Annotated in this window: 18 protein-coding genes; 15 read left to right on the top strand and 3 right to left on the bottom strand. The window is 31.4% G+C overall.

The window, feature by feature from the left end; all coding sequences use genetic code 11:
- Positions 1–39: 39 nt before the first annotated feature.
- From IEW41_RS09295 to uvrB, 4 genes are all read left to right on the top strand, one after another.
- Entirely contained in the window at positions 40–1,878 is a 1,839-nt protein-coding gene (locus IEW41_RS09295) for a T9SS type B sorting domain-containing protein (protein WP_188606081.1), read from the top strand.
- A gap of 140 nt (positions 1,879–2,018) precedes the next feature.
- On the top strand, positions 2,019–6,845 hold the full coding sequence (locus tag IEW41_RS09290) for a T9SS type B sorting domain-containing protein (RefSeq protein ID WP_188606080.1): 4,827 nt from the start codon (positions 2,019–2,021) through the stop codon (positions 6,843–6,845).
- Between the two features lie 81 nt (positions 6,846–6,926).
- Positions 6,927–9,257, top strand: coding sequence for a T9SS type B sorting domain-containing protein (locus tag IEW41_RS09285; RefSeq protein WP_188606079.1), 2,331 nt, complete (start codon positions 6,927–6,929; stop codon positions 9,255–9,257).
- A 17-nt stretch (positions 9,258–9,274) separates the two neighbouring features.
- Positions 9,275–11,278: an excinuclease ABC subunit UvrB gene (gene uvrB / locus IEW41_RS09280; RefSeq protein WP_188606078.1), complete on the top strand. Its 2,004-nt coding sequence runs from the start codon at positions 9,275–9,277 to the stop codon at positions 11,276–11,278.
- Here uvrB and IEW41_RS09275 read toward each other — a convergent pair.
- Complete coding sequence (locus IEW41_RS09275) at positions 11,275–11,676, bottom strand: TerB family tellurite resistance protein (RefSeq protein ID WP_188606077.1); 402 nt, start codon at positions 11,674–11,676, stop codon at positions 11,275–11,277. The two genes, uvrB and IEW41_RS09275, sit on opposite strands and share 4 nt — an antisense overlap.
- Before the next feature lie 142 nt (positions 11,677–11,818).
- On the opposite strand from IEW41_RS09275, the gene IEW41_RS09270 reads away from it, so the two are divergent.
- Together IEW41_RS09270 and IEW41_RS09265 are read left to right on the top strand one after the other, a co-directional pair.
- Positions 11,819–12,625 carry an alpha/beta hydrolase gene (locus tag IEW41_RS09270; RefSeq protein WP_188606076.1) on the top strand — a complete coding sequence of 269 codons (807 nt, stop codon included), beginning with the start codon at positions 11,819–11,821 and terminating at the stop codon, positions 12,623–12,625.
- Between the two features lie 67 nt (positions 12,626–12,692).
- Positions 12,693–12,959, top strand: coding sequence for a DUF1456 family protein (locus tag IEW41_RS09265; protein ID WP_188606075.1), 267 nt, complete (start codon positions 12,693–12,695; stop codon positions 12,957–12,959).
- A 31-nt stretch (positions 12,960–12,990) separates the two neighbouring features.
- Here the strand turns inward: IEW41_RS09265 and sucC are convergent, their stop codons facing one another.
- Together sucC and IEW41_RS09255 are read right to left on the bottom strand one after the other, a co-directional pair.
- Positions 12,991–14,184: an ADP-forming succinate--CoA ligase subunit beta gene (gene sucC, locus IEW41_RS09260; protein ID WP_188606074.1), complete on the bottom strand. Its 1,194-nt coding sequence runs from the start codon at positions 14,182–14,184 to the stop codon at positions 12,991–12,993.
- Positions 14,185–14,364: 180 nt separating this feature from the next.
- Positions 14,365–15,021 carry a hypothetical protein gene (locus IEW41_RS09255; protein WP_188606073.1) on the bottom strand — a complete coding sequence of 219 codons (657 nt, stop codon included), beginning with the start codon at positions 15,019–15,021 and terminating at the stop codon, positions 14,365–14,367.
- Positions 15,022–15,138: 117 nt separating this feature from the next.
- On the opposite strand from IEW41_RS09255, the gene lysA reads away from it, so the two are divergent.
- From lysA to IEW41_RS09210, 9 genes are all read left to right on the top strand, one after another.
- The gene (gene lysA / locus IEW41_RS09250) at positions 15,139–16,344 is read left to right on the top strand and encodes a diaminopimelate decarboxylase (RefSeq protein WP_188606072.1); all 1,206 of its coding nucleotides are present in this window, start codon (positions 15,139–15,141) and stop codon (positions 16,342–16,344) included.
- Positions 16,345–16,493: 149 nt separating this feature from the next.
- The gene (locus tag IEW41_RS09245; RefSeq protein ID WP_188606071.1) at positions 16,494–18,377 is read left to right on the top strand and encodes a tetratricopeptide repeat-containing sensor histidine kinase; all 1,884 of its coding nucleotides are present in this window, start codon (positions 16,494–16,496) and stop codon (positions 18,375–18,377) included.
- Complete coding sequence (locus IEW41_RS09240; protein WP_188606070.1) at positions 18,377–19,108, top strand: LytR/AlgR family response regulator transcription factor; 732 nt, start codon at positions 18,377–18,379, stop codon at positions 19,106–19,108. Before IEW41_RS09245 ends, IEW41_RS09240 begins: the two co-directional genes overlap by 1 nt.
- A gap of 214 nt (positions 19,109–19,322) precedes the next feature.
- Entirely contained in the window at positions 19,323–20,087 is a 765-nt protein-coding gene (locus IEW41_RS09235) for a hypothetical protein (RefSeq protein WP_229660204.1), read from the top strand.
- 62 nt (positions 20,088–20,149) lie between these two features.
- Complete coding sequence (locus IEW41_RS09230; protein WP_188606069.1) at positions 20,150–20,668, top strand: nuclear transport factor 2 family protein; 519 nt, start codon at positions 20,150–20,152, stop codon at positions 20,666–20,668.
- A 131-nt stretch (positions 20,669–20,799) separates the two neighbouring features.
- Positions 20,800–21,738, top strand: coding sequence for an NAD-dependent epimerase/dehydratase family protein (locus IEW41_RS09225; protein WP_188606068.1), 939 nt, complete (start codon positions 20,800–20,802; stop codon positions 21,736–21,738).
- A gap of 90 nt (positions 21,739–21,828) precedes the next feature.
- On the top strand, positions 21,829–22,281 hold the full coding sequence (locus IEW41_RS09220) for a hypothetical protein (RefSeq protein ID WP_188606067.1): 453 nt from the start codon (positions 21,829–21,831) through the stop codon (positions 22,279–22,281).
- A 37-nt stretch (positions 22,282–22,318) separates the two neighbouring features.
- Positions 22,319–23,191, top strand: coding sequence for an ester cyclase (locus IEW41_RS14580; protein WP_229660203.1), 873 nt, complete (start codon positions 22,319–22,321; stop codon positions 23,189–23,191).
- 22 nt (positions 23,192–23,213) lie between these two features.
- Entirely contained in the window at positions 23,214–24,254 is a 1,041-nt protein-coding gene (locus IEW41_RS09210) for a hypothetical protein (RefSeq protein WP_188606066.1), read from the top strand.
- Positions 24,255–24,256: the final 2 nt, after the last annotated feature.

Below are 24,256 nucleotides of genomic sequence, written 5' to 3'. Positions count from 1 at the left end.
CCAATAATTTATGTAAATTGGTGGTTAAATTGATTGAATATGAAGTTTAACCAATTTTTTATTTGTTTATTATTATATCTACCATGTCATCTTTTTGGTCAGGATATTGAACTATATCAGCAATTTAATGGTCGATATGACTATACTGCAATTGGCAATACCTTAAATCAATTTGAAAATAATTTAGACCAAAGTTTTTGCAGCACTTTGCCTTCTTCACAAGCCGATTTAATCCTATCACCTAGTTCAACAATTGTTGCTGCTTATTTATATTGGGCAGGCTCAGGATTTGGAGATACAAATGTAAGTTTAAATGGATCTTCAATAGATGCTCAACAAACTTATACAGTTCAGTACAGTGATGCTCTTAATGGTGTTCTTACCTATTTTTCTTGTTTTGCAGACGTAACAGAACAAATAATTTCTCAAGGCAATACTACTTATGAATTATCAAATTTAGATATTTCTGAAACTCTAATTAACAATCCAGGTTATTGCAACAACAGAACAAATTTTGCTGGCTGGAGTATTTATGTGGTGTTTGAAGATAGTACTTTGCCACTTAATCAATTAAGCATTTTTCAAGGTTTAGAAATTATTGATAGAAACGTTCAGGAAAAAACAATTGTTCTCGATAATTTAAATGTCATTGATAATCAAAATGCCAAGATTGGCTTTTTGGCTTGGGAAGGTGATAACAGTCTAAATTTTGGAGAATCATTATCAATTAATGACAATATTTTATCAAATCCACCGCTAAATTTGGCTGATAATGCTTTTAATGGTACTAATACATTTACCAACTCTAACACCTTTTATAATTGCGATTTAGATGTATACAACATACAAAACAATATTCAAATTGGTGATACCTCAGCAACCATAAAAATGACCACAGGAGCTTTTGATAGCAATGGTGTTTTTAGAGCAGATTTAATTATCATAAATAACATAATAACAGTTTTAAATAGCCAGTTACCAGATGCCACAATAACCATAGATGATTATGTAGTGAATTGTGGCTCATTAGAAATTGAATTAGATTATACAGTTTATAATGTTAATGCAACAGATGTTTTACCTGCAAACACACCTATTGCCTTTTATGCAGATAATCTTTTAATTGGTCAAACTACAACCCAAAATAGTATTGCAATTGGTGAATCAGAAAATGGAACAATTACACTTAGCATTCCTAATTTTTTAGAAGATGACTTTCTCTTAACAGTTATTGTAGATGATGATGGATTCAATAACGGAATTGTAACAGAAATTAATGAAGATAATAATTTAGCTGAAAGCCAAATTGAGCTACTAACTATTCCTCCAATTCAAATACTACCATCTGCCGTAAGTTGTGATGAAGGTTTTAACTCAGCAGTTTTTAATCTCACAACTATTTTTTTTGAAGCTGTAGATACTTCAGCAAATATAGCGTTTTATACAAGTATAGAAGATTTAGAGCAAAACGAAAATGAAATTCTAAATCCTGATAGCTATTCAAACACAACAAACCCTCAAACTATTTACGTAAAAGTAGCTACACCTCCATGCTATGAAATTTATCAGTTTGATATTCTGGTTGAAAACTGTCCGCCTTATATACCTGAAGGATTTTCACCAAATGACGATGGTTATAATGATTGGTTTAATATTCAAGGTTTATATGATATTTTCGAACAGCATGAGCTATTAATTTATAATCGTTTAGGCACCTTAATTTTTGAAGGTAATAATAGTAAACCATGGGATGGAAAAGCTAATAAAGGCTTAAACAACTTAGGCAAATTATTACCTGTTGGCACGTATTACTATATCCTTAATTTAAACGACCCAAACTATAAATCTCTGCAAGGTTGGGTGTATATGAATTACTAAATGTTAATATTTAGTGTATTTCATCGTATTATTTTGCATTTCATCTAATTTTAACATATTTTTCGCCCTTAACTAAATGATTCATGACCATTGCGCTCCAAATCGTGTGTGTTTGTGACTAAAAACTTAACCTATTTAGTATGAAAAAGTTCCAAGTTTCCCTCCTTGTATTTGCATGCTTTTTGTGCAACCTTACATTTTCGCAACAAATTACTATAGACAATAGTTTTACTGCACAACAACTTATAGAAAATAATTTAGTTCAAGGTTGTGTTGAAACATCAAACATAACTTCGCAAGTCAATGGCTCGGTTAATGGATTTTCAAGTTTTGGTTATTTTGAAAGAGGAGCTTCAAACTTTCCATTTGCAAACGGAATTATGTTATCTACAGGAAATGCAATTTCTGGTGGAAATGGTCAAAACAATGCGGTTTTAAATGAAGGTCAACCCGATTGGCTTACAGATCCTGATTTAGAAACTGCACTAGGTATATCAAATACTTTAAATGCCACATCAATAGAGTTCGATTTTATTTCTATTTCTAATCAGTTACAATTTAATTACATTCTTGCATCAGAAGAATACTTTGGAGATTTCCCTTGTGAGTATTCCGACGGATTTGCATTTTTAATAAAAGAAGCTGGCACTAGTGATCCTTATGTTAATATTGCTGTAATACCAGGAACCTCAACACCTGTTAATACTAATACAATTCACGATGAAATTGTAGGTTTTTGTAGTGCTTCAAACGCACAATATTTTGAAGGTTACAATTTAGGAGCTACCAATTATAATGGTCGTACAACTGTTATGACTGCTACTGCAACTATTACACCTAATGTACAATACCATATAAAACTTATTATTGCCGACCAAACAGATAAAAATTACGATTCTGCTGTATTTATTGAAGGAAACAGTTTTAATGCAACTGTAGATTTAGGTGATGATATTACAACATGTGCAGACACTATTTTGCTTGATGGTGATATTCAAAACCCACAAGCAACCTACTCTTGGTATTTAAACTCTATTTTAATTCCTGGAGAAACACAGTCTACATTATCTGTAACACAATCTGGTGATTATACAGTAATGATAGATATTCCTTTTTCAAATACTAGTTGTATAATTGAAGATACTGTAACAATTGCGCTTAGTTCAACCCAAACTGCTGCTCCTATAAGTGATTATGAAATTTGTGATGATACAAGTGCAGATGAAATTGAAACTTTCGATTTAAGTACAAAAGATAGCGAAGTACTAGCTTCAGTACCTCCTTCAACATATACCATATCATATCACTTAACTAATGCAGATGCTCAAAGCAATAGTAACGCAATAGCATCTCCAATTCAAAACACTTCAAATCCGCAAACCATTTATGTAAGAATTGAAGATACAACAAGTGGATGTTTAGCATATTCTACTTTTAATTTGATAGTTAACCCAATGCCAAATATTACAGACCCAACAGAACTTTTGGTTTGTGATGATATGACTTCAGATGGTGTTACTCAAATAGATTTAACCGAGAAAGATGATGAAATTACAGGAGGACAAGCTAACCTTGTAGTGTCTTATCATTATACACAAGCAGATGCAGATTCTGGTGCTAATGCTATACCAATGCCTTATGTAAACACAAATCCGTCTGAACAAGTATTTGTTAGAGTCATCAACTCTCAAACAGGATGTGTTAGTACAACAACTTTAGATATCACTGTTTTAAATAACCCAGTTATAAATACTGGACCACATTATATTGATGCTTGTGATTCCGATCATGATGGGTTTGCTACCTTCGATTTAACAACAATTATAGATGATGTTTTACAAGGATTAACAGGAGTTTCAGTAACTTTTCATGAAACCTATAACGATGCTGTTTCAGGAGATAATCCAATTGCAGATGAAACTAACTATGATAATATTGTTGCAAACGAACAGACCATTTATATTCGTGTTGTAGATGATTCAACAGGTTGTGCTTCGGTTACTGCTATAGAAATACATTCAAATTTACTTTTAACTGGAACAGTAATACAGGATTTTTCATTGTGTGACAATGCAAATGATGGTACTGAAGAGTTTGACTTAAACAATATTGCACAAGTTATTATTAATGGTTTACCTGATGTAACTGTAACATTTTATGAAACACTAAACGACCAAACTAATCAAACTAATGCATTAGACCCTTTTGTACCTTATACACCTTCATCATATCCACAAACACTATACATTACATTAAATAGTCCTACTTGTGAAGAGGCATCAGAAATTCAACTCATCTTATATCCAATTACTGAATTCCCAACTATTGGCACTGTAGATTATTGCGATACAGATCAAGATGGTTTTACATCTATAGATTTACATAGTTTTGATAGCCAAATAACAAGCGGTCAAACAGACTATTCAGTAACCTATTTTGAAACACAAGCTGATGCAGATGCTGATACAAATCAGTTGCCAGCATTTTATACAAACACTTCTAATCCTCAAACATTTTATATTAGAGTTAGATCTAATGTTACAGGCTGTGCTGATGTTAGTTCTTTTGAAATACAAATACTACCTGCTCCTCTTACCTCACAACCTACAGATATTGTAATCTGTGATGATGACCAAGATGGTTTTTTTGTAGTAGATTTAACTCAAAAAATAAGTGAATTAGTAACAGATACTACAGATAGAGATATTACTTTTTATAATTCACAAGCTGATGCAGATACTGCAACAAATGCAATTACGAATACAACAACATATAACGCAAACACTCAAACTGTTTATGTAAGAGTTGTTAATACCGTTTCTGGTTGTTACTCAACTGAAAGTTTTCAAATTATAGTAAATACACTTCCTGTTTTTTCCAGTATTAGCAATTACAAGATTTGTGAAAATGCTAGCGATGGCATTGGAGATTTTATCTTTTCTAATAAAGATGCTGAAATATTAAACGGACAGCCAGGAAAACAAACTTTATATTTTATTAGTCAAGCTGATGCTGATAACAGAACAAATATTATTGATAAAAACGTAGCATATCAAAACATATCTAATCCACAAACCATCTATGTAAGAGTTGAAAATCTTACTGATGTAGACTGTTATGGAACTTCAAGTTTTATAATTGAAGTTGGATCTAATCCAGAATTTAATGAACCAAGCGATTGGTCTGTTTGTGACGATATTGCAAATAACGGAAGCGAAGTTTTTGATTTAAATGAAAAAATAACCGAAATCTCACAAGGCATAAATGACACATTAGATATTACATTCCATATAACACAAGCTGATGCAGACAATGGTACAAATGCACTTCCGTTGCAATATGCAAATACTGTAAATCCACAGGAAATATATGTTAGAATAGATAACGGAACTATTTGTATATCTACTACAAGTTTTATACTAAGTGTTATACAATCGCCAACAGTTAACACACCTGAACCTTTAGTAATGTGTGATACTGATAGCGATGGCAGTGTAACATTTGATTTAACCGTTTCAGAATTTGAAATTTTTGATGTTCGACAAAACAACATCACTGTATCTTATTTTGAAACTTTAGCAGATTTAGATGCCAATACCAACCCAATTCAAACACCTACTGCATATAATAATATTACAAATCCTCAAACAGTATATGTAAAAGTTACAAATACTATTTCTAATTGTTATGTAGCTGTCCCACTTGAATTAATTGTTAACCTTCCTCCTGCAATAAATAACTTTGGAAGTGTAGATATTTGTGATAATGAAACAGATTTTTATGATTTAACTGAAGTAAATTCACTAATAGTAAATTCTACTGCAAATACAAACATTACCTATTACAGTAATGCGACAGATGCTTTTGATGGTACAAATGCCATTAGTACAAACTATACATACCAAACCAATAGTGATACAATTCATATAAGAATTGAAAACGCAACAACATTTTGCTTTACAACTTATGCTTTTCAATTAATTGTAAACCCTTTACCAATTGCAAATACACCTTCAAATTTAGAAGATTGTGATGATGATTTTGATGGGCTTTTAGATTTCGATTTAACACAACAAAATACAACAATACTTGATGGTCAAAGTGCATTTAGCTATTCAGTAACTTATTATAACTCTCAAACTGATGCAAACTCAGGATTAAATGCTCTACCAAATGTATATGCTGCTTCTAATAACGAAACAATTTATGCAAGAGTTGAAAATAATACTACAGGATGCTATAATACATCTCAATTTACAACAATAGTAAATCCAAGACCTGTTGTTGATATACCTGACCAAGTAATCTGTTTAGACAATTTACCATTGCATGTTAGTGCAAATACAAACAATGCTGGAGACACTTATTTATGGTCAACCAACGAAACAACACCAGAAATTGAAATAACTGTTGTTGGTACATATTGGGTAACTGTAACGACTCCCTCTGGTTGTCAGACTACACAAGTATTTAATGTTACTGTATCTGAACAAGCAACAATAGAATTTACTGAAACTATTGATTTCTCAGACCCAAATAATATAACAGTTACAATAAGTGGTATTGGAAACTACTTATATCAATTAGATGATAATGAGCCTCAAGAGTCTAATGTATTTGAAAATGTTGGTATTGGATATCACACAATTACAATTATTGATTTAAATGGATGTTCTGAAGTAACTAAAGAAGTTGTTGTGATTGATTTTCCTAAATTCATGACACCAAATCAAGATGGATATTTTGATACTTGGCATATCACAGGTGTTGAAAATTTACCAGGAACTGTTATTTATATATTTGATAGATATGGCAAGCAGTTACACTATTTAACATCAACATCAAATGGTTGGGACGGAACTTATAATGGCGAACTAATGCCATCAAGCGATTATTGGTTTGTAGCCGATGTAAAAGGTGGTGGATATGAGTTTCAGGCAAAAGGACATTTTGCGTTGAAGAGATAAGTTTTTCAATTTCAATCTTAACATTTTATTGAAGTAGAACATTAAGAAGTATGTGTATCTTTACAGTCGCAAAAATTGTAAATGAAACGCATACTTTTTACTATAGGCCTCTTACTTCCATTAACCATGTTTACTCAAAACATTGTTGTAGACAGTCAGACATATACACCACAACAGTTAGTAGAAAACATTCTTATAAACAGTAACTGTATAGATAATGTGGTTGTAACAAATGTTGTTGGTGGAAACTTTGGTGGAGCAACTCAAAGCTATGGTTATTTTGATGCTAACGGAAGTAACTTCCCTTTTCAAAGTGGAATTGTACTAAGTACAGGTCGTTTAACAAATGTTCCAGGACCTAACACATCATTAAGTGACGACAATGCAGGAGGCTGGATAGGAGACAATGACCTCGAAGCTGCTCTAAACGAAAATAATACCATCAATGCAACAATTTTAGAATTCGACTTTACATCAGTAGCATCACAAATTAGTTTTCGATATATTTTTGCCTCTGAAGAATATCAAGAAGGCAATCCTAATACGTGTCAGTATTCTGACTTGTTTGGGTTTTTAATTCGTCCTGTTGGTGACCAACAATATACAAATATTGCATTGGTGCCCAATACGCAAACACCTGTAAAAGTAACAACTGTTCATCCAGATATTCCTGGTGGTTGTCCTGCAATTAACGAAGCTTATTTTGGTAGTTGGAATGGCTTTGTGTCGCCTATTAATTTTAATGGCCAAACAAAAATATTAACAGCCACAGCAGATGTGATACCAAATCAAACTTACCATGTAAAATTAGTTATTGCTGATGAGCAAAATTATCGCTATGATTCTGCTGTGTTTTTAGAAGCTGGTAGCTTTCAATTATCAACCGATTTAGGTCCAGACTTATTAGTTTCAACAAATAATGCACTTTGTCAGAATGATTCATATCAGATAGATGCTACTCAAGCAAATGCAACTAGTTATAAATGGTTTAAAGATGGTGTTGAGTTACTTACAGAAGTTAATTCTACTCTATCTCTTACAGATGCAGGAGTATATAATGTAGAAGTTACACTTAATAATAGCTGTGTGTCTTATGGTGAAATTACTATAGAATATTATCCAGATATAAATGCCATAAATACATCCATAACAGAATGCGACCTCAACCAAGATGGTATAACGTATTTTAACTTGTATGATGCTGAACAAACCATTACTAATGGTAATAATGTGTTATTTATTCCTAATTTTTTTGAAGATATAAATGACGCAAATCAAAATACTAATCCAATAGCAACACCAAATAGTTTTCAAAACACCTATGTGTCACAAATTGTTTATGCACGAGTTGAAAATCAAGATGGTTGTTTCAGCATTGCTGAAGTACAATTAAATACCTCAATGAATACTGTAACAATAGCGCCTCAATTTGCATGTGATGATAATCCAATTGACGGATTTACATTATTCAACTTAAATGATATTACTGCAACGTTTCAAAATCAAATTCCAGCAGGAGCTGTTGCAACCTACTTTGAAACAGAGCAAGAAGCATTAGATAATGTAAATAGTTTGAGTTCTCCATACCAGAACACTACTCAAAATTCTCAAACCTTATATGTACTCATATCTAGCAATAATGAATGTTATGCTATATCTACTGTACAACTAAATGTGCTTTACACTCCTGTTTTGTTAGATGATGAAGCTGTCTTTTATTGTTTAAACTCTTATCCTGAAACCATTAGAATTTATGGTGGCGTTCATAACGATTCACCAAGTAATTATTATTACGAGTGGTTATACAATGGTAATATTACATCTGTAAATACATCTTTTAACGATGTAAATGAAGCTGGTGTATATACAGTAATAGTAACAGACCCAAACGGTTGTAATGCATCAAGAACAATAACTGTAACAGCATCAAATATTGCAACAATAGATAATGTTATTGTTGAAGAAGGCACCTTTAATAATACAGTAACAATACAAGTTTCTGGAGAAGGGTTTTATGATTATGCTTTAGATAATGCCAACGGATTTTACCAGGAAAGCAATACATTTACTAATGTGTTACCTGGTTTTCATACAGTTTATGTAAGAGACAGAAATGGTTGTGGTATTGTTGAGAAATTAATATCTGTATTAGGCTTTCCAAAATATTTCACACCTAATGGAGACTCAATTCATGATACTTGGAAAGTTTATGGTGTAAATGCACAATTTAATCAAGGTATTGATATAAAAATTTTCGACCGTTATGGAAAGTTTATAACACAACAAAATAACTTGACTGCAGGATGGGATGGCACTCTAAATGGCTATAATTTACCAAGTGATGATTATTGGTTTGTAGTCACACTTGCAGATGGCAAAACGTACAAAGGTCATTTTGCATTGGTAAGGTAATTATGTAATTTTAGACAATGAAGTTTAAAGTCAAATCAGAATTTAGCCCAACAGGAGACCAACCTCAAGCCATTAAGCAATTAGCAACTGGTATTGAGGCTGGCGAAAAGTACCAAACCTTACTTGGTGTTACTGGTTCTGGTAAAACTTTTACCGTTGCAAATGTTATTGAAGAAGTGCAACGACCAACTTTGGTTTTAGCACATAACAAAACCCTTGCTGCACAATTATACTCTGAGTTCAAACAATTCTTCCCTGAAAATGCAGTAGAGTACTTTGTGTCTTATTATGATTATTATCAACCAGAAGCATATATTCCTGTTTCTGGCGTTTATATAGAAAAAGATTTATCTATCAATGAAGAGATTGAGAAAATGCGATTAAGCACTACCTCTTCTCTACTCTCTGGTCGTCGTGATGTCATTGTGGTAGCATCTGTATCTTGTTTATATGGTATAGGTAATCCTGTGGAGTTTCAAAAAAACGTCATCTCTTTAGAGAAAGATCAAATCATTTCTCGTACACAGTTATTACATCAACTCGTTCAAAGTTTATATTCTCGTACTGAAGCCGATTTTAATAACGGAAATTTCAGAATTAAAGGTGATACAGTAGATATTTTTCCAGGTTACGCAGACCACGCCTTTAGAATTCACTTTTTTGGTGACGAAATTGAAGACATGGAAGCCTTTAATGCTCAAACTAATGAGGTTATCGAGACATATGACAAACTCACAATTTATCCAGCAAATATGTTTGTGACTTCACCTGAAGTTTTGCAAGGCGCAATTAGAGATATTCAGGATGATTTAATGAAACAACACGATTATTTTAAAGAAATTGGCAAACACCTTGAAGCTAAACGTTTAAAAGAACGTACAGAGTTTGACCTAGAAATGATTAGAGAATTAGGTTACTGTTCTGGTATTGAAAACTATTCTAGGTATTTAGACGGACGAGCACCAGGTACACGACCATTCTGTTTACTAGATTACTTCCCAAATGACTTTTTAATGGTTGTAGATGAAAGCCATGTTACTATTTCACAAGTACATGCTATGTATGGTGGAGACAGAAGTCGTAAAGAGAATTTAGTGGAATATGGTTTTCGGTTACCAGCAGCTATGGATAATCGACCTTTAAAATTTGAAGAGTTTGAAGCACTCCAAAATCAAGTTATTTATGTAAGTGCTACTCCAGCAGATTACGAATTACAAAAAACTGATGGTGTTTATGTTGAGCAAGTTATTAGACCAACAGGGTTACTAGACCCAATTATTGAAGTGCGACCAAGTTTAAATCAGATTGATGATTTAATAGATGAAATTCAGCAACGTGTTGAAAAAGACGAACGTACTTTAGTAACTACACTTACAAAACGTATGGCTGAAGAGCTCACTAAATATTTAGATAGAATTCAAATTCGTGTTCGTTATATCCATAGTGATGTTGATACTTTAGAGCGTGTTGAGATTATGCAAGATTTACGAAAAGGGCTATTTGATGTTTTAGTTGGTGTAAACCTACTTCGTGAAGGGTTAGATTTACCCGAAGTGTCTTTAGTTGCTATTTTAGATGCTGATAAAGAAGGGTTTTTACGTTCTGCACGCTCATTAACGCAAACCGTTGGTAGAGCTGCTAGAAACCTTAACGGAAAAGCGATTATGTATGCTGATAAGATTACTAATAGTATGCAAAAAACTATTGATGAAACTAACTACAGACGCGAAAAACAAATTGCTTACAACACAAAACATGGCTTAATTCCAAAAGCATTAAACAAAAGCTTAGACAATGCTTTGTCTAAAAACTCTGTAAGTACATATCGTTATGAACTGGATGCACAAATAGCTGCAGAACCAGAAAGCCAATATCTTACCAAAAGTCAATTGGAAAAGAAAATACGGGAAAAACGAAAAAATATGGAAGAGGCTGCTAAAGCATTAGACTTTATGCAAGCTGCTAAATTTAGAGATGAAATAAAAAACTATCAGGATAAATTAGAGAAACTAAAAGTCTAATTATACTGTACTTTAAATATTTCAATTAAAAAGTCTGGTGGAACTATTTTATTAGGAAAACTTTCCATCACATCTAATACTCTATTAATAGATTCGTGACTTAAACCCATTCTTAGACCAAAGTTATGAAGTTTCACAAGTTCTTTTTCACTAATATCCTTATCTAAGTTCATTAGTAAAACTAAACGATGAAATTGTACTATACGTTCACTATGAGATTTTAAGTGAACATAAGTAACTGGGTACTTAAACAAATAATCGAAATCTTCTTGAGAAATTTCTAATTGCCTGGCAACACCTAATAGAAATTTGTATTCAATGGATTTTATATTTGTATCTGTCTGCGCGAAAGCTATCATCTCTGACAGCAAACTCAATTTTTCAACTCTATTTATCATACCTGAGGGAGTATTTATTCAACATTATAAAGTTAATTGTATTAGAAATATTATTGTCGTTGATATATTGTAACTTGTCGAAAAATAATATGTACTTAATCGGAAATATTTTAATTTGGTCATATCTTATCTCTTAAAAATTATGTATTTAAGACACTTTTTATTGCTTTTTTTAAGCTTTATTTCTATAAATATTTTCTCACAAACAACTGCATCACAACAAGTTAGCACTTTTACAATTGAAGCACCTCAATTAAATACTGAAAAGAAAATTTGGGTGTATTTACCAAAAAATTATAAAAATTCTGAAAAAGCGTATTCTGTCATTTATATGCATGATGCTCAAAACTTGTTTGATATGCATTCATCTTATGCAGGAGAATGGAAAATTGACGAGTATTTAGATACCTTAAGTAAAAATGAATCTATTATTATTGGCATTGAGCATGGCAACGAAAAAAGAATAGAAGAACTTACACCTTATGTGCATGAAAAATATGGTGGAGGAAAAGGCGATCTATATCTCGATTTTATAATTAGTACACTAAAACCAAAAATAGACTCTACATACAGAACACTAACTGATGCAAAACATACTACTATTTTCGGTTCATCTCTTGGAGGTTTATTATCATTTTATGCTGCTATAAAGCATCCAGAAATTTTTGGAAATACTGGAGTATTTTCGCCTTCATTTTGGTATAGTGATAAGATTTATGATTTAGTTTCTAATGCTGAATTGAGTTCAACATCAAAATTTTATTTTATGGTTGGTACAGATGAAGATGAAACTATGGTTTCTAATCAAAAAAAGATGGTAACACTTTTAAAGCATAAAGGTGTTAAAAACAAAAACATAAAAAATATTATTATTGAAGGAGGCCAACATAACGAAGGTCTTTGGAGCAATAATTTTCCTGCAGCTTATCAATGGTTATTTAATAAATAAAACAAAGCTTCATATACTATAAACTATTATTAATTGTAGCTTTGCGTTATATTAAAATAGATTTTTAATGACTAATAATGATATATTTAAAAAACTACGCGTAGCACTAAAGCTTCGTGATGATGATATTGTAAAAATATTAGCTTTGGTAGATTTCAGAATTTCTAAAAGTGAGCTTGGTGCTTTTTTTAGGAAAGAAGACCACCCAAAATATATGGAGTGTGGTGACCAAGTGTTACGCAACTTTCTTAATGGACTTGTAATTCATTTACGAGGACCTATGCCTAAAAAAGAAGACACAAACAAATTAAAACAAAAAAAGAGCAACGAATAACGTTGCTCTTTTTTTATAAATGTTTTTTAAACTATTTAGATAAAACAGCTTGTACTTTATCAGCAGCTTCTTGAAACTCTGTAGCACTCATAACATCTAAACCTGAATTGTCAATTAATTCTTTTGCGATGTCAGCATTTGTTCCTTGTAAACGCACAATAATTGGTACATTAATAGTTCCCATGTTTTTGTAAGCGTCAATAACACCTTGTGCAACTCTGTCGCAACGTACAATACCTCCAAAAATGTTAATCAAGATAGCTTTTACAGCAGGATCTTTTAATATAATTTTAAATGCAGCTTCAACACGAGCAGCATCTGCAGTACCACCAACATCTAAAAAGTTAGCTGGCTCACCACCTGCTTGCTTAATTAAATCCATTGTTGCCATTGCTAATCCAGCTCCATTAACCATACAACCAACGTTTCCGTCAAGGTCAACATAATTTAATCCTACAGCTTTTGCTTCAACTTCAATTGCATTCTCTTCACGTATATCACGCAAATCCATATAATCTTTATGTCTGAATAATGCATTATCGTCAATAGTAACTTTAGCATCTACAGCCATAATTTTATCATCACTTGTTTTTAAAACAGGATTGATTTCAAATAAAGAGGCATCAGATTTTACATAAGCAGTATATAACGAAGCAACAAACTTTGTCATTTCTTTAAATGCATTACCACTTAACCCTAAGTTAAAAGCAATACGTCTAGCTTGAAAAGGCATCAATCCAACTGATGGGTCAATTTCTTCTGTAAATATTAAATGTGGTGTTTCTTCAGCAACAGTTTCAATATCCATTCCTCCTTCTGTAGAATACATAATCATATTACGACCAGTACCACGATTTAAAAGAACAGACATATAGAATTCACTCGTTTCACTAGCTCCAGGATAATAAACGTCTTCAGCAACCAAAACTTGATGTACCTTTTTTCCCTCTTTAGATGTTTGAGGTGTAATCAAATTCATTCCTATAATTTTTCCAGCAATGTCTTCAACTTCCTGAAGGTTTTTAGCTAGCTTTACTCCTCCACCTTTTCCGCGTCCTCCAGCATGAATTTGTGCTTTTATGACATGCCAACCTGTTCCAGTTTCAGCAGTTAATTGCTTTGCAGCAGCAACAGCTTCGTTAGCATTTTGAGCAACAATACCTCTTTGGATACGTACACCAAAACTGCTTAAAATTTCTTTTCCTTGATATTCGTGTAAATTCATCTTAAATTATCTGTTTATCGTTTCCTTAAGAAGGAAATCGCTTTAATTTATTGCAGCACAAAAGTAATCATACTAACTGTTTTAACCAATATTTTTTAGTATAGATTTAAAGTCTTGTTATTTTATTAAAAATTGTCTTATAAATATTTGATTGTAATTCTCTTTTACAGATAAAAGTTATTAATCTTTTAATCGTTTTATTACTGAAAAAGCTTTGTCTACCAAATGGTCTTCTACTAATATTGTAAACTCGTTTGTAGTAGATATTACCTCATATAAGCTTACGTTTTCCCATGCTAAACGCTTAAATATCTGATAATATAATCCAGTAATTTTTGAATTACCTTTTGGTAAATTAACACTAATTGCAGATAATTTATCTTGCAATCCTGTTTGTGTTTCATTTTTAAAAGCTTTTAAAACAGTTTCTTTCTCTAAACTGGAAATAACAATATTAGTTTCAAATATTCCACGAGTAAATGCATAAAATATTTGATGATTGTCACTGATTTTTTCTAAAACCTGAGAATGGCTATGTATTAATGTTTTGGAGTTTTCAAAAGTGAAATCACTTAAATTTGACCGAACTGTAATATCGCCTAAATTTTTAAATACCTTTTTTGAACGTATAGTATTACTAATATTTATAGGTTGATTGTAGCGTCTTAACGCCATCATAATTGCACCTTCTTTTACAGGTTTTTTTAACATTATAGATATTGGTTTATTTAAATCTTTAGCTAATGCAGAAAAATTTATTATCTGCCTTGATAAACCTTCTTCTAAAAATGGGCTTGACATTACAATTTCTTGTACACAGGATGCAATTGTTTTCAATTTGTTAATTATTTAACATTATGTTCAAAATTAGTAAAATATTTTTAATTATAAGATTATATAAAGTATTCCATATACTTTCGCTTCATAAATGAATCAAATTTTTAACTTAGTATAATGGATACAAACAACTTATTAAAAATTGCAAAGGACTATGGCAGTCCTGTTTACGTTTACAATTCTGAAAAAATTGTAGCTCAATATAAACGTTTAACGTCTGCATTTAATAAGGTGAAGAGTTTAAAAATTAATTATGCGGTCAAGGCATTATCAAACATATCTGTGCTAAAATTATTTAACACTTTGGGCTCTGGACTTGATACAGTTTCTATTCAAGAAGTTAAATTAGGCTTAGCAGCAGGTTTTTTGCCTGAACAAATAATATACACTCCAAATGGTGTTTCTCTTGAAGAAATCGAAATGGCGGCAGAACTTGGTGTTCAAATAAATATTGACAACTTATCTATTTTAGAACAGTTTGGTACTCGTCATCCTAAAACACCTGTTTGCATTCGTATAAACCCTCATGTTATGGCTGGTGGAAACACTAATATTTCTGTTGGACATATTGATAGCAAATTCGGAATTTCTATTCATCAATTACCACATTTATTCAGGATTGTTGACAATACAAAAATGAATATTAATGGAATACACATGCATACAGGAAGTGATATTTTAGATATTGATGTGTTTTTATATGCAAGTGAAATATTATTTGATACTGCTAAACATTTTAAAGATTTAGAATTTATTGATTTTGGCTCTGGTTTTAAAGTGCCTTATAAAGAAGGTGATATTGAAACAAATATTGAAGAATTAGGCAAAAAACTTTCTAAAAGATTTAATGAGTTTTGTAAAGAATACGGAAGAGATCTAACACTTGCTTTTGAACCTGGTAAATTTTTAGTGAGTGAAGCTGGTATGTTTTTAACCAAAGTAAATGTGGTTAAACAAACAACATCTACAGTTTTTGCCCAAGTAGATTCAGGTTTTAATCACTTAATACGACCTATGCTTTATGGCTCTCAACATGATATTATTAATATTTCTAATCCAAAAGGCAGAGAGCGTTTTTATTCGGTTGTTGGTTATATCTGTGAGACCGATACATTTGCCAACAACAGACGTATTAATGAAATAAGAGAAGGTGACATGTTAGCTTTTAAAAATGCTGGCGCTTATTGCTTTACAATGTCTAGTAACTATAATTCTAGGTATAGACCTGCTGAAGTTTTATGGCACAATAATGAAGCTCATTTAATAAGAAAACGAGAAACTTTTGACGATATCCTAAAAAATCAAATAGAAATACAATTTTAACTTTATAAAAAAGCATCATTTTTAAATGGTGCTTTTTCTTTTTAAACCCTTTTTAAATTTTCGTAATTCATTAATTTTTAGAAATGTAAGAAAAAAGTAGTATATTTAACATTCTCCTCGAGTCTTTTTAATAGCACTAATAAAGACTTATGAAATTAAAACTAACCATTTTTATTATACTTTTTGGTATACTAATTTCTTTTGCTCAAAACTCTAATGAAGCAAAATTAGATTCTATTTTATATTGGTTAGAAACTCATATAAAAAACCCAAAAGATTCTACTTTACTCGGCGTTAATTCGCTTAAAGCAATACAACTGGCAAAAAAAAGTGGAAATAAAAGCACACTTGCAAAGTCATTTAATTATATAACTATTTATCATAAAGAATTTGGACAACTTGATTCAGCACTATATTATATAGAAAAAGAAAAGGACGTCTATCTACAACAAAAAAATGACCTTGAACTTGCCAATGCTTACCTAAAACATAAAGATTTATTTTTACTAAAAGCCGACTATGCTGAGGCAACAAAAAATGTATATAAAGCATTAGACTTATATGAAAAATTAAATAATAAAAGAGGTATAGCGCTTTGCTACGCAAGTATTGGTGACCTAAAATACTACGAAAGGAGTTATGCTGAAGGCGTAGAATGGTGTGATAAAGCAATTGCAATACTTAAACCTTTAAAGGCCACTGAAGATTTGGCTAATACATATCGCATAAAAGCCAATGACTTACTGTTTTCAAGTACAGACTACGAGGAAACACTTGCAACTATTAATACATCTATTAATTTATATAAAAGCCTAGGAGAAACTGGAATACCAATGATGGCATCTGTTAATTGGCGTGGTAATGTTTATAAATACATGGGACGATATGATGAGGCCATAGCTGACTATCAAGCTAATTTTGATAACTCTACCAAAATGGGTCTTGAGCGTTATTTAATACCTTCTTTAGGAAATATTGGCCATGTATATTTAATGCAAGGCAAATACAAGGAAGCCTTGCCTTATAATTTGCAAGCAATCGACCTTATAAAAAAAACAGGAAGAGTAAGAAACCTTTGGGAAAATTACATGCATGTTTCTAATATTTATGAATCACTTGGCGATTATAAATTGGCATTGTATTACCATCATTTATATGCTCAAGCTCTTGAGGAATTTAAAGATAATACCATTCACGGATTAGAATCTGAAGCACAAGAAAAATATTTAACTGGTCAAAAAAATGCAACAATTTATTTCCAAAACGAAAAAATAGCACAACAGAAAAAAACCAAAACTTTATATGTTTTACTTACTACTTTGTTGGCTGTTATTCTTTTTGGACTATTATATAACTATAGGAAACGTAAAAGGAGAAATGTTCAATTACAAGAATTAAATTCTGAATTAGATATAAAAAACAAACAGAATGAATTACTTCTTAAAGAAATTCATCATCGTGTAAAAAATAATCTAGAACTCGTAAAAAGCCTACTTGCTTTACAAACAGCTCAGCTAGAAGAGTCTGCCACCAAAGATGCTATGATTGCAAGTCAAAACAGAGTTCAATCAATGGGTATTATTCATCAAAAACTATATCAAGGAGAAAACCTTGGACATATAGAAATGAAAGATTATTTTATTAACCTTAGTGAAGGTATTTTAGACACTTTTAATGCTGAAGATAAAATAAAGATTGAGTGTGCAATGGACAATTTAGAACTAGATGTTGATACAGCTGTACCTATAGGACTAATTGTTAACGAACTTTTAACCAATGCTCTAAAATATGCTTTCCCAGAAAATGGCAAAGGAAACATACTAATTAGCTTATCTCAATCTACTCCAGAAACATTAACATTAAAAGTTGCTGATAATGGCATTGGTAAAACTAAAGATTTAGCTCCAAAAGGAACTGGTTTTGGATCACAACTAATTAAGCTATTAACACAACAACTTAATGGTAAAATGGCTGAAGATAATGTTAATGGAACCTCAGTAATATTTCAATTTAAAACTAAATCTGCAGCATAATGGGACGACCAATTAAAATATTAATTGTAGAAGATGAAATGGTTATTGCTGCAAATATTTCATTGCAATTAACAACACTTGGATATGAAGTTACTGGAATTGTACCAAGAGGTGAAGAAGCAATATTGCAAATAAAACAAAATCAGCCAGACATTGTATTATTAGACATATGCCTAAAAGGCGATATAGATGGCATTGAAACTGCCCAAATAATGCAAAACGATTATGATATTCCTATAATTTATTTAACTGCAAATGCTGATGAGGATAATTTTAATAGAGCAAAAACTACAAACCCTTATGCATTTATATCTAAGCCATTTAAAAAGCTAGATTTACAAAGAGCTATAGAGTTAACAGCATTAAAAGTGCAAACCGACACGCATTTTAAAGACGAAAAATTATCTCCTTTTATTTTAAGCGATTGCATTTTTGTACGCCATCATGAAAAAATGGTGAAGGTAGATATCAAAGATATTTTATATATAGAGGCCGAACGAAATTATTGTCGCATCTATTCAAAAGGCAAAGAATATTTATTAGTGATAACTCTAAAAGATATAGATGAAAAACTCCCTAATCAGCACTTTATAAGAGTTCATCGTTCATTTATAGTTAACTTATCACAAATTGATGAAGTAGCTACAAGCCACATTGTTATTGCAAAAAAAGCAATTCCATTAAGTAAAACTTTAAAGGAAGAATTACTCAAACGGCTACAAACAATATAAGCTAAAACCTCCACTTTCTACTAAAACTTCCGATAAAAAAACCTATCTGTTCGGACATAATATATATTGTTTCGTCCTAACTCGGTTTTATTTTGTTATGATTATCAGTTACTTAGTTATTGAATCAATTGTGATTCTATTAATTAACCATTAAAAGCTATTAACCATGAAAATTTTAAAAAAATTTCACGAACACTTAAATAATTCAAGTGACGTGAGTAAAACTTTAAAAACAACTTTCCTTTTAGCAATAATATTGCTATTAACTCCAATGATCTCTATCTCTCAAAATAATCAATCATTTTGGATACATGCAGATCAAGTAAAACCCTCTAAGCAAGCAGACTACGAACAAGTAGCAAAAGATTTTATTGAAGCTTGTACGAAATACAATCTAAAAGATTCAGATTGGTCAACTGCTAGAATTGATGATGGTACTTATTTAACCATTACACCAATTTCGAATATGGCAGATTTAGACAAGAATACTCTAGCTCCATTATTTGAAAAAATGGGAGAAGAAAAATTTAGATCAATTTTTAAACGATTTAACGAATGCTATGATAAGCATGGAGACTATATCGTGACATTAAACAGCGATTTATCTTATATGCCTAATGGATTAACATTGAATACTGAAGGTCAGAATTATAGAAAATGGCATTTCTTATATGTGACACCAAGTAACTCACAGGCTCTTAGAGAAAAAATTAAAGCTATTAAAGATTTGTATGCCAAAAAAGGTGCGAAAGAATATTTCAGAATCTATCATAGTGGTTTTGGTACTATGGGAGAATACTATTTAGCCGTAATATCTGCAAAAGATGAACAATCTTATGCAAAATTAGGGGATGAAAACGAAGCTTTACTTGGAGATGAAGGAAAAAAACTATTTGCCGAAATGTTCAGTTTATTAGATAAATATGAATCAAAAACTGGAGTTATGAGGCCAGATTTAGGCTATACTGCAAAACAATAACTAACCAAATTATAACCTACTGAATTAAACACAGTAGGTTATTTTTTTTAAAACTAAACAATATGAAAAATTTAATTTTATTAGGCTTAACTGTAATACTTTTTACAGCTTGCAACCAAGAAGTGCGTTACACACAACAATCGCCAGAAATTGACACCTACAAAAAAGCAATGGATGATTACAAAAATATGAATTGGGAAAGTATGCCCAAACATTATGCAGACACAGCAAAAATTGCCAGTAATGTAATTGAAGAAAAAGCATTAACTGTTTCTCAAGCTATTGAAAAATATAAACAAGATGCAGCTGGGTTTGATTGGGTAGTTGAAAAAGAAGAATATGAAATGGTAGTAACCGATAAAGGGGAAACTTGGGTAAACTTCTGGGGAATATGGAAAGGCACTATGAAATCTAACAATAAAGTATATGTTATTCCATTTCATAACACTGCACGTTTTATTGATGGAAAAATTGTAGAAGAATATGGCTATTGGGATAACTCAGAAATAGTTTTAGATATTCAGAAAATTGAAGCAGCCGAAAATAGTGTGCTTTCTGAAGAAAATTCAATAGACAATTAAACTAGAAATACAAGCAGATTTTTTGTGGAGAGAAATTGGCAATAGTTAAGAAGGTCTTTAAATTTTAAAAATCAATCAACCATTAGCTATTGCCATCTGCTTGTTATTCATCAACTTCAAAAAAGCATATCATGAAAAAAGCAGGTATTATTGGAGGTTCTGGCTTCATAGGAAGTTATATAACTAAACGATTTTTAGAAAATGGTTTTGAGGTAAAAGTCTCAGCAACCAATATTTCAAAAAAAGATAAGTATCAACATTTAATGAATTTTGATTATTCTGATCATTTATACATAAGTGAACTCAATGTTGAAGATAAATCACAGTTAAAAGAATTTGTAAAAGACTGTGATATTGTTGTACATGGAGGCACTCCGTTTCAACTAGATTTTAAAGATGCTAAAACCGAATTATTTGATCCAACAATAAAAGGGACAGAAAATTTTTTAGAGGTTATTAGTGAAACTCCAACAGTAGAAAAAGTTGTACTAATCGCATCAGTAGCAGCATGGAACACTAATTTTCCGTTACCAGCAGGAGGAAAATCTCCAAATGATAAGTTTAGTGAAAACGATGCGCCATTCATAAGCGAGGAAAGTCATCCGTATGCTCAAGCTAAGTTTATTGCCAACCAAACAGTAAACGATTATATAAAAAAGCATCCAAACCTTGATTTCGAAATTACAAGTGTTTCACCAGTAATGGTTATGGGAAAATCATTATCAAATAGAGAAGATTCAACCTCAACTGGATTGCAATTTCTATTTAAAAACAAAATTGCTCCCAACCCATTTATACAAATGTTTTATGATAATGATGTAGACTTTGCCATTGTAAATGTAAAAGATGTAGCTGAAGGTGTTTACAAAGCAGCTACAATACCTGGATTACACGGAAAAAACTATCTACTATCTGGTGAGAGTTATCCTGTTTCAGATGTGTCTTCAATGCTTAATAATTTACCTCCTAAGCATGCTGCAAAAGTTATTTATCAAAACAAATTAGCAGAACGCGAATTAGGATTACCATTTCAATCAGTAAAGAAAACATTAAATCAATTCTCAAGCTAATCTATAAATAAAGCATAACATATTGAGCCAGATTACAAACTCCTAAAAAGAGTACAAATTAGATACAATTTTATATTAAGAATAATTTATATGAACGCTATTAAACTAATTCTAACAATTGCCATTTTAACTTCAGTCAATTTAAATTGTTTAGGGCAAGAAGAAACATCAAATGAAAAATTAATACAAAAAATGAGCAAGTCGGCAATCTGGACACCAGAGTTTGATGCTGTTATAGCTTCACCAAAAAACCATAAAGTTATACTAGAAAATGATAAGGTACGTGTCTTAGAAATAACTCTTATGCCTAATGAAACCGAAAATTTACATCACCACAAGTGGCCAAGTGTTATATATATTCCTGAAGGCAATGATTTTGTTGATTATGATGGTGAAGGTAATATTTTGATAGACTCTCGAAAACTCACACATCCTTCTGTTTATCCTATTGTCATATATAATGATAATGATACACTACATCAAACTAAAAATGTAAGCAAAACAAAATCAATCAGATTAATTCGGGTTGAGATGAAACAATAAATTCAAAAAAATTAACAACCATTAAATCAAAACTAAAATGAAAAAATTAACATTACTATTAGTTATTGCCTTTATCAGTCTAAACTCTTATGCCCAAAAAAGCAACATCGACAAAGACATAAAAATGTATACTCAAGTTTGGGATGATATTGTAAACAAAGGTAAAACTGACCTAATCAATGAAACTCATTTTGACACAAACATTATCATGGTTACAAGCCCAGAAAATATTGTGGGTATTGATGCTTTTAAAGCTTATTATCAAAACTTTATTACTGGCTTTTCAGAAAGAACTTTTACAGTAAAAAACATCTTTGGACAAGGTAATCAACTTGTTAAACATTGGCACTTTACAGGTAAGCACACAGGCGATTTTTTTGGAATTCCGGCAACTGGAAATACTGTAAATATAGAAGGTGTTACCATCGCAAAAATGAAAAATGGTAAGATTGCCCAAGAGCAGGACTTTTTAGATAATACTCTCATGATGCAACAATTAGGATTGGTTTCTAATCCAGAAAATGTTGGCATTATAGACTCTGCTTACAATAACTTTTCAAAAGGCGATGTTCCTGCAGTATTAGGTTTGATGGATACAAATATAATTTGGTATGAAGCTGAAAGCAACTCATTAGCTGATGGCAATCCATATAAAGGACCAGATGCGGTATTAAATGGTGTCTTTTTACGTCTAGGTGATAAATATGAATACTTTAAACTTAAAGACATAGAACTTCATGATATGAGCAACAATCAAGTTCTTGCCACCTTACGTTATGATGCAAAAATGAAAACAACTGGAGAAACTATTGATGTACAAGTAGCTCATTTATGGACACTTAAAAATGGTAAAATTATAGGCTTCCAGCAATATGCTGATACTAAAAAATTGGCAGATTCAGAGAATTAATAAAATATTAAACTAACCAAAAATGAATCTAAAACAACCACTATTTATTGCTATTACATTAAGTATAATTTGCCTTTTATCTTGGGAAATCTATTGGAGATCTCAAGGCAAAATTCCAGATTTAGACGACGACAAAAACCTTTGGGCTGTACAACGTGCTAAAGTAGATAATGCTACCGAAAATGATGCTGTACTATTAGGATCATCTCGTGTGCTTTTCGATTTTCAACTCGATGAATGGCAAGCAGAAACAGGTGTTAGACCAATACAGTTAGCAAGTGCTGGTGCTTCACCATTACCAATTTTTCATGATATTGTAAATAACACAAACTACAAAGGCACAATTCTAGTAGGTGTAACTCCTGGACTCTTTTTTTCTACAACCTATCCTGAAGCTAGCCCTTGGAAACGTGCTCAATCTAGAGTTGATTATTTTAAAGATAGAACATATGCTCAGCGCCTAAATCATTGGCTGTCGTTACCACTTCAAAAAAACTTTGTATTAGTTTCAACTAGCGAAGAAGGTTGGTCTGATGATATAGATTTAAAGTCATTACTAAACAATATCTCAATAAGTAATAGAACAGGTAAACCTCAATATCCTCCTTTTAATTCATTCGCATATATTGAAGAGGATAGAAATAATCCTATGAGTAAAAAAACAGCAACAGATACTGTTTTTGCAAATTCAATTAAAACAGTTTGGAAATTTCTCATTATGGGAAATCAAAATCCTCCAGAAAGAGAAGCAACAACTAATTTTTTCTTAGCAGATGCAAAAAAATTTATGGAGAGAGGTGGTAATCTTATTCTAGTAAGATGTCCGTCAAGTGGATGGATTAAAGGTGGTGAAGATAAATTTTTATCACGTGAAGAGTTTTGGGAACCTTTGGTAAACGCTTCAAAAGCAAAAGCATATTATTTTGAAGATTATAATCAATTTAAAAATTTAATATGTCCTGAAGATTCACATTTATCTGCCAAAGACGCACGATTTTTTACTACAGAATTGGTAAGAATTATGAAAGCAGATGGCGCTTTGTCTAACTCTAAAACTAACTAATT

Origin of the sequence: Aquaticitalea lipolytica (assembly GCF_014641635.1) — a bacterium.
GTDB classification, from domain to species: Bacteria; Bacteroidota; Bacteroidia; order Flavobacteriales; family Flavobacteriaceae; genus Aquaticitalea; species Aquaticitalea lipolytica.
This window is presented reverse-complemented; position numbering and strand designations above follow the sequence as displayed.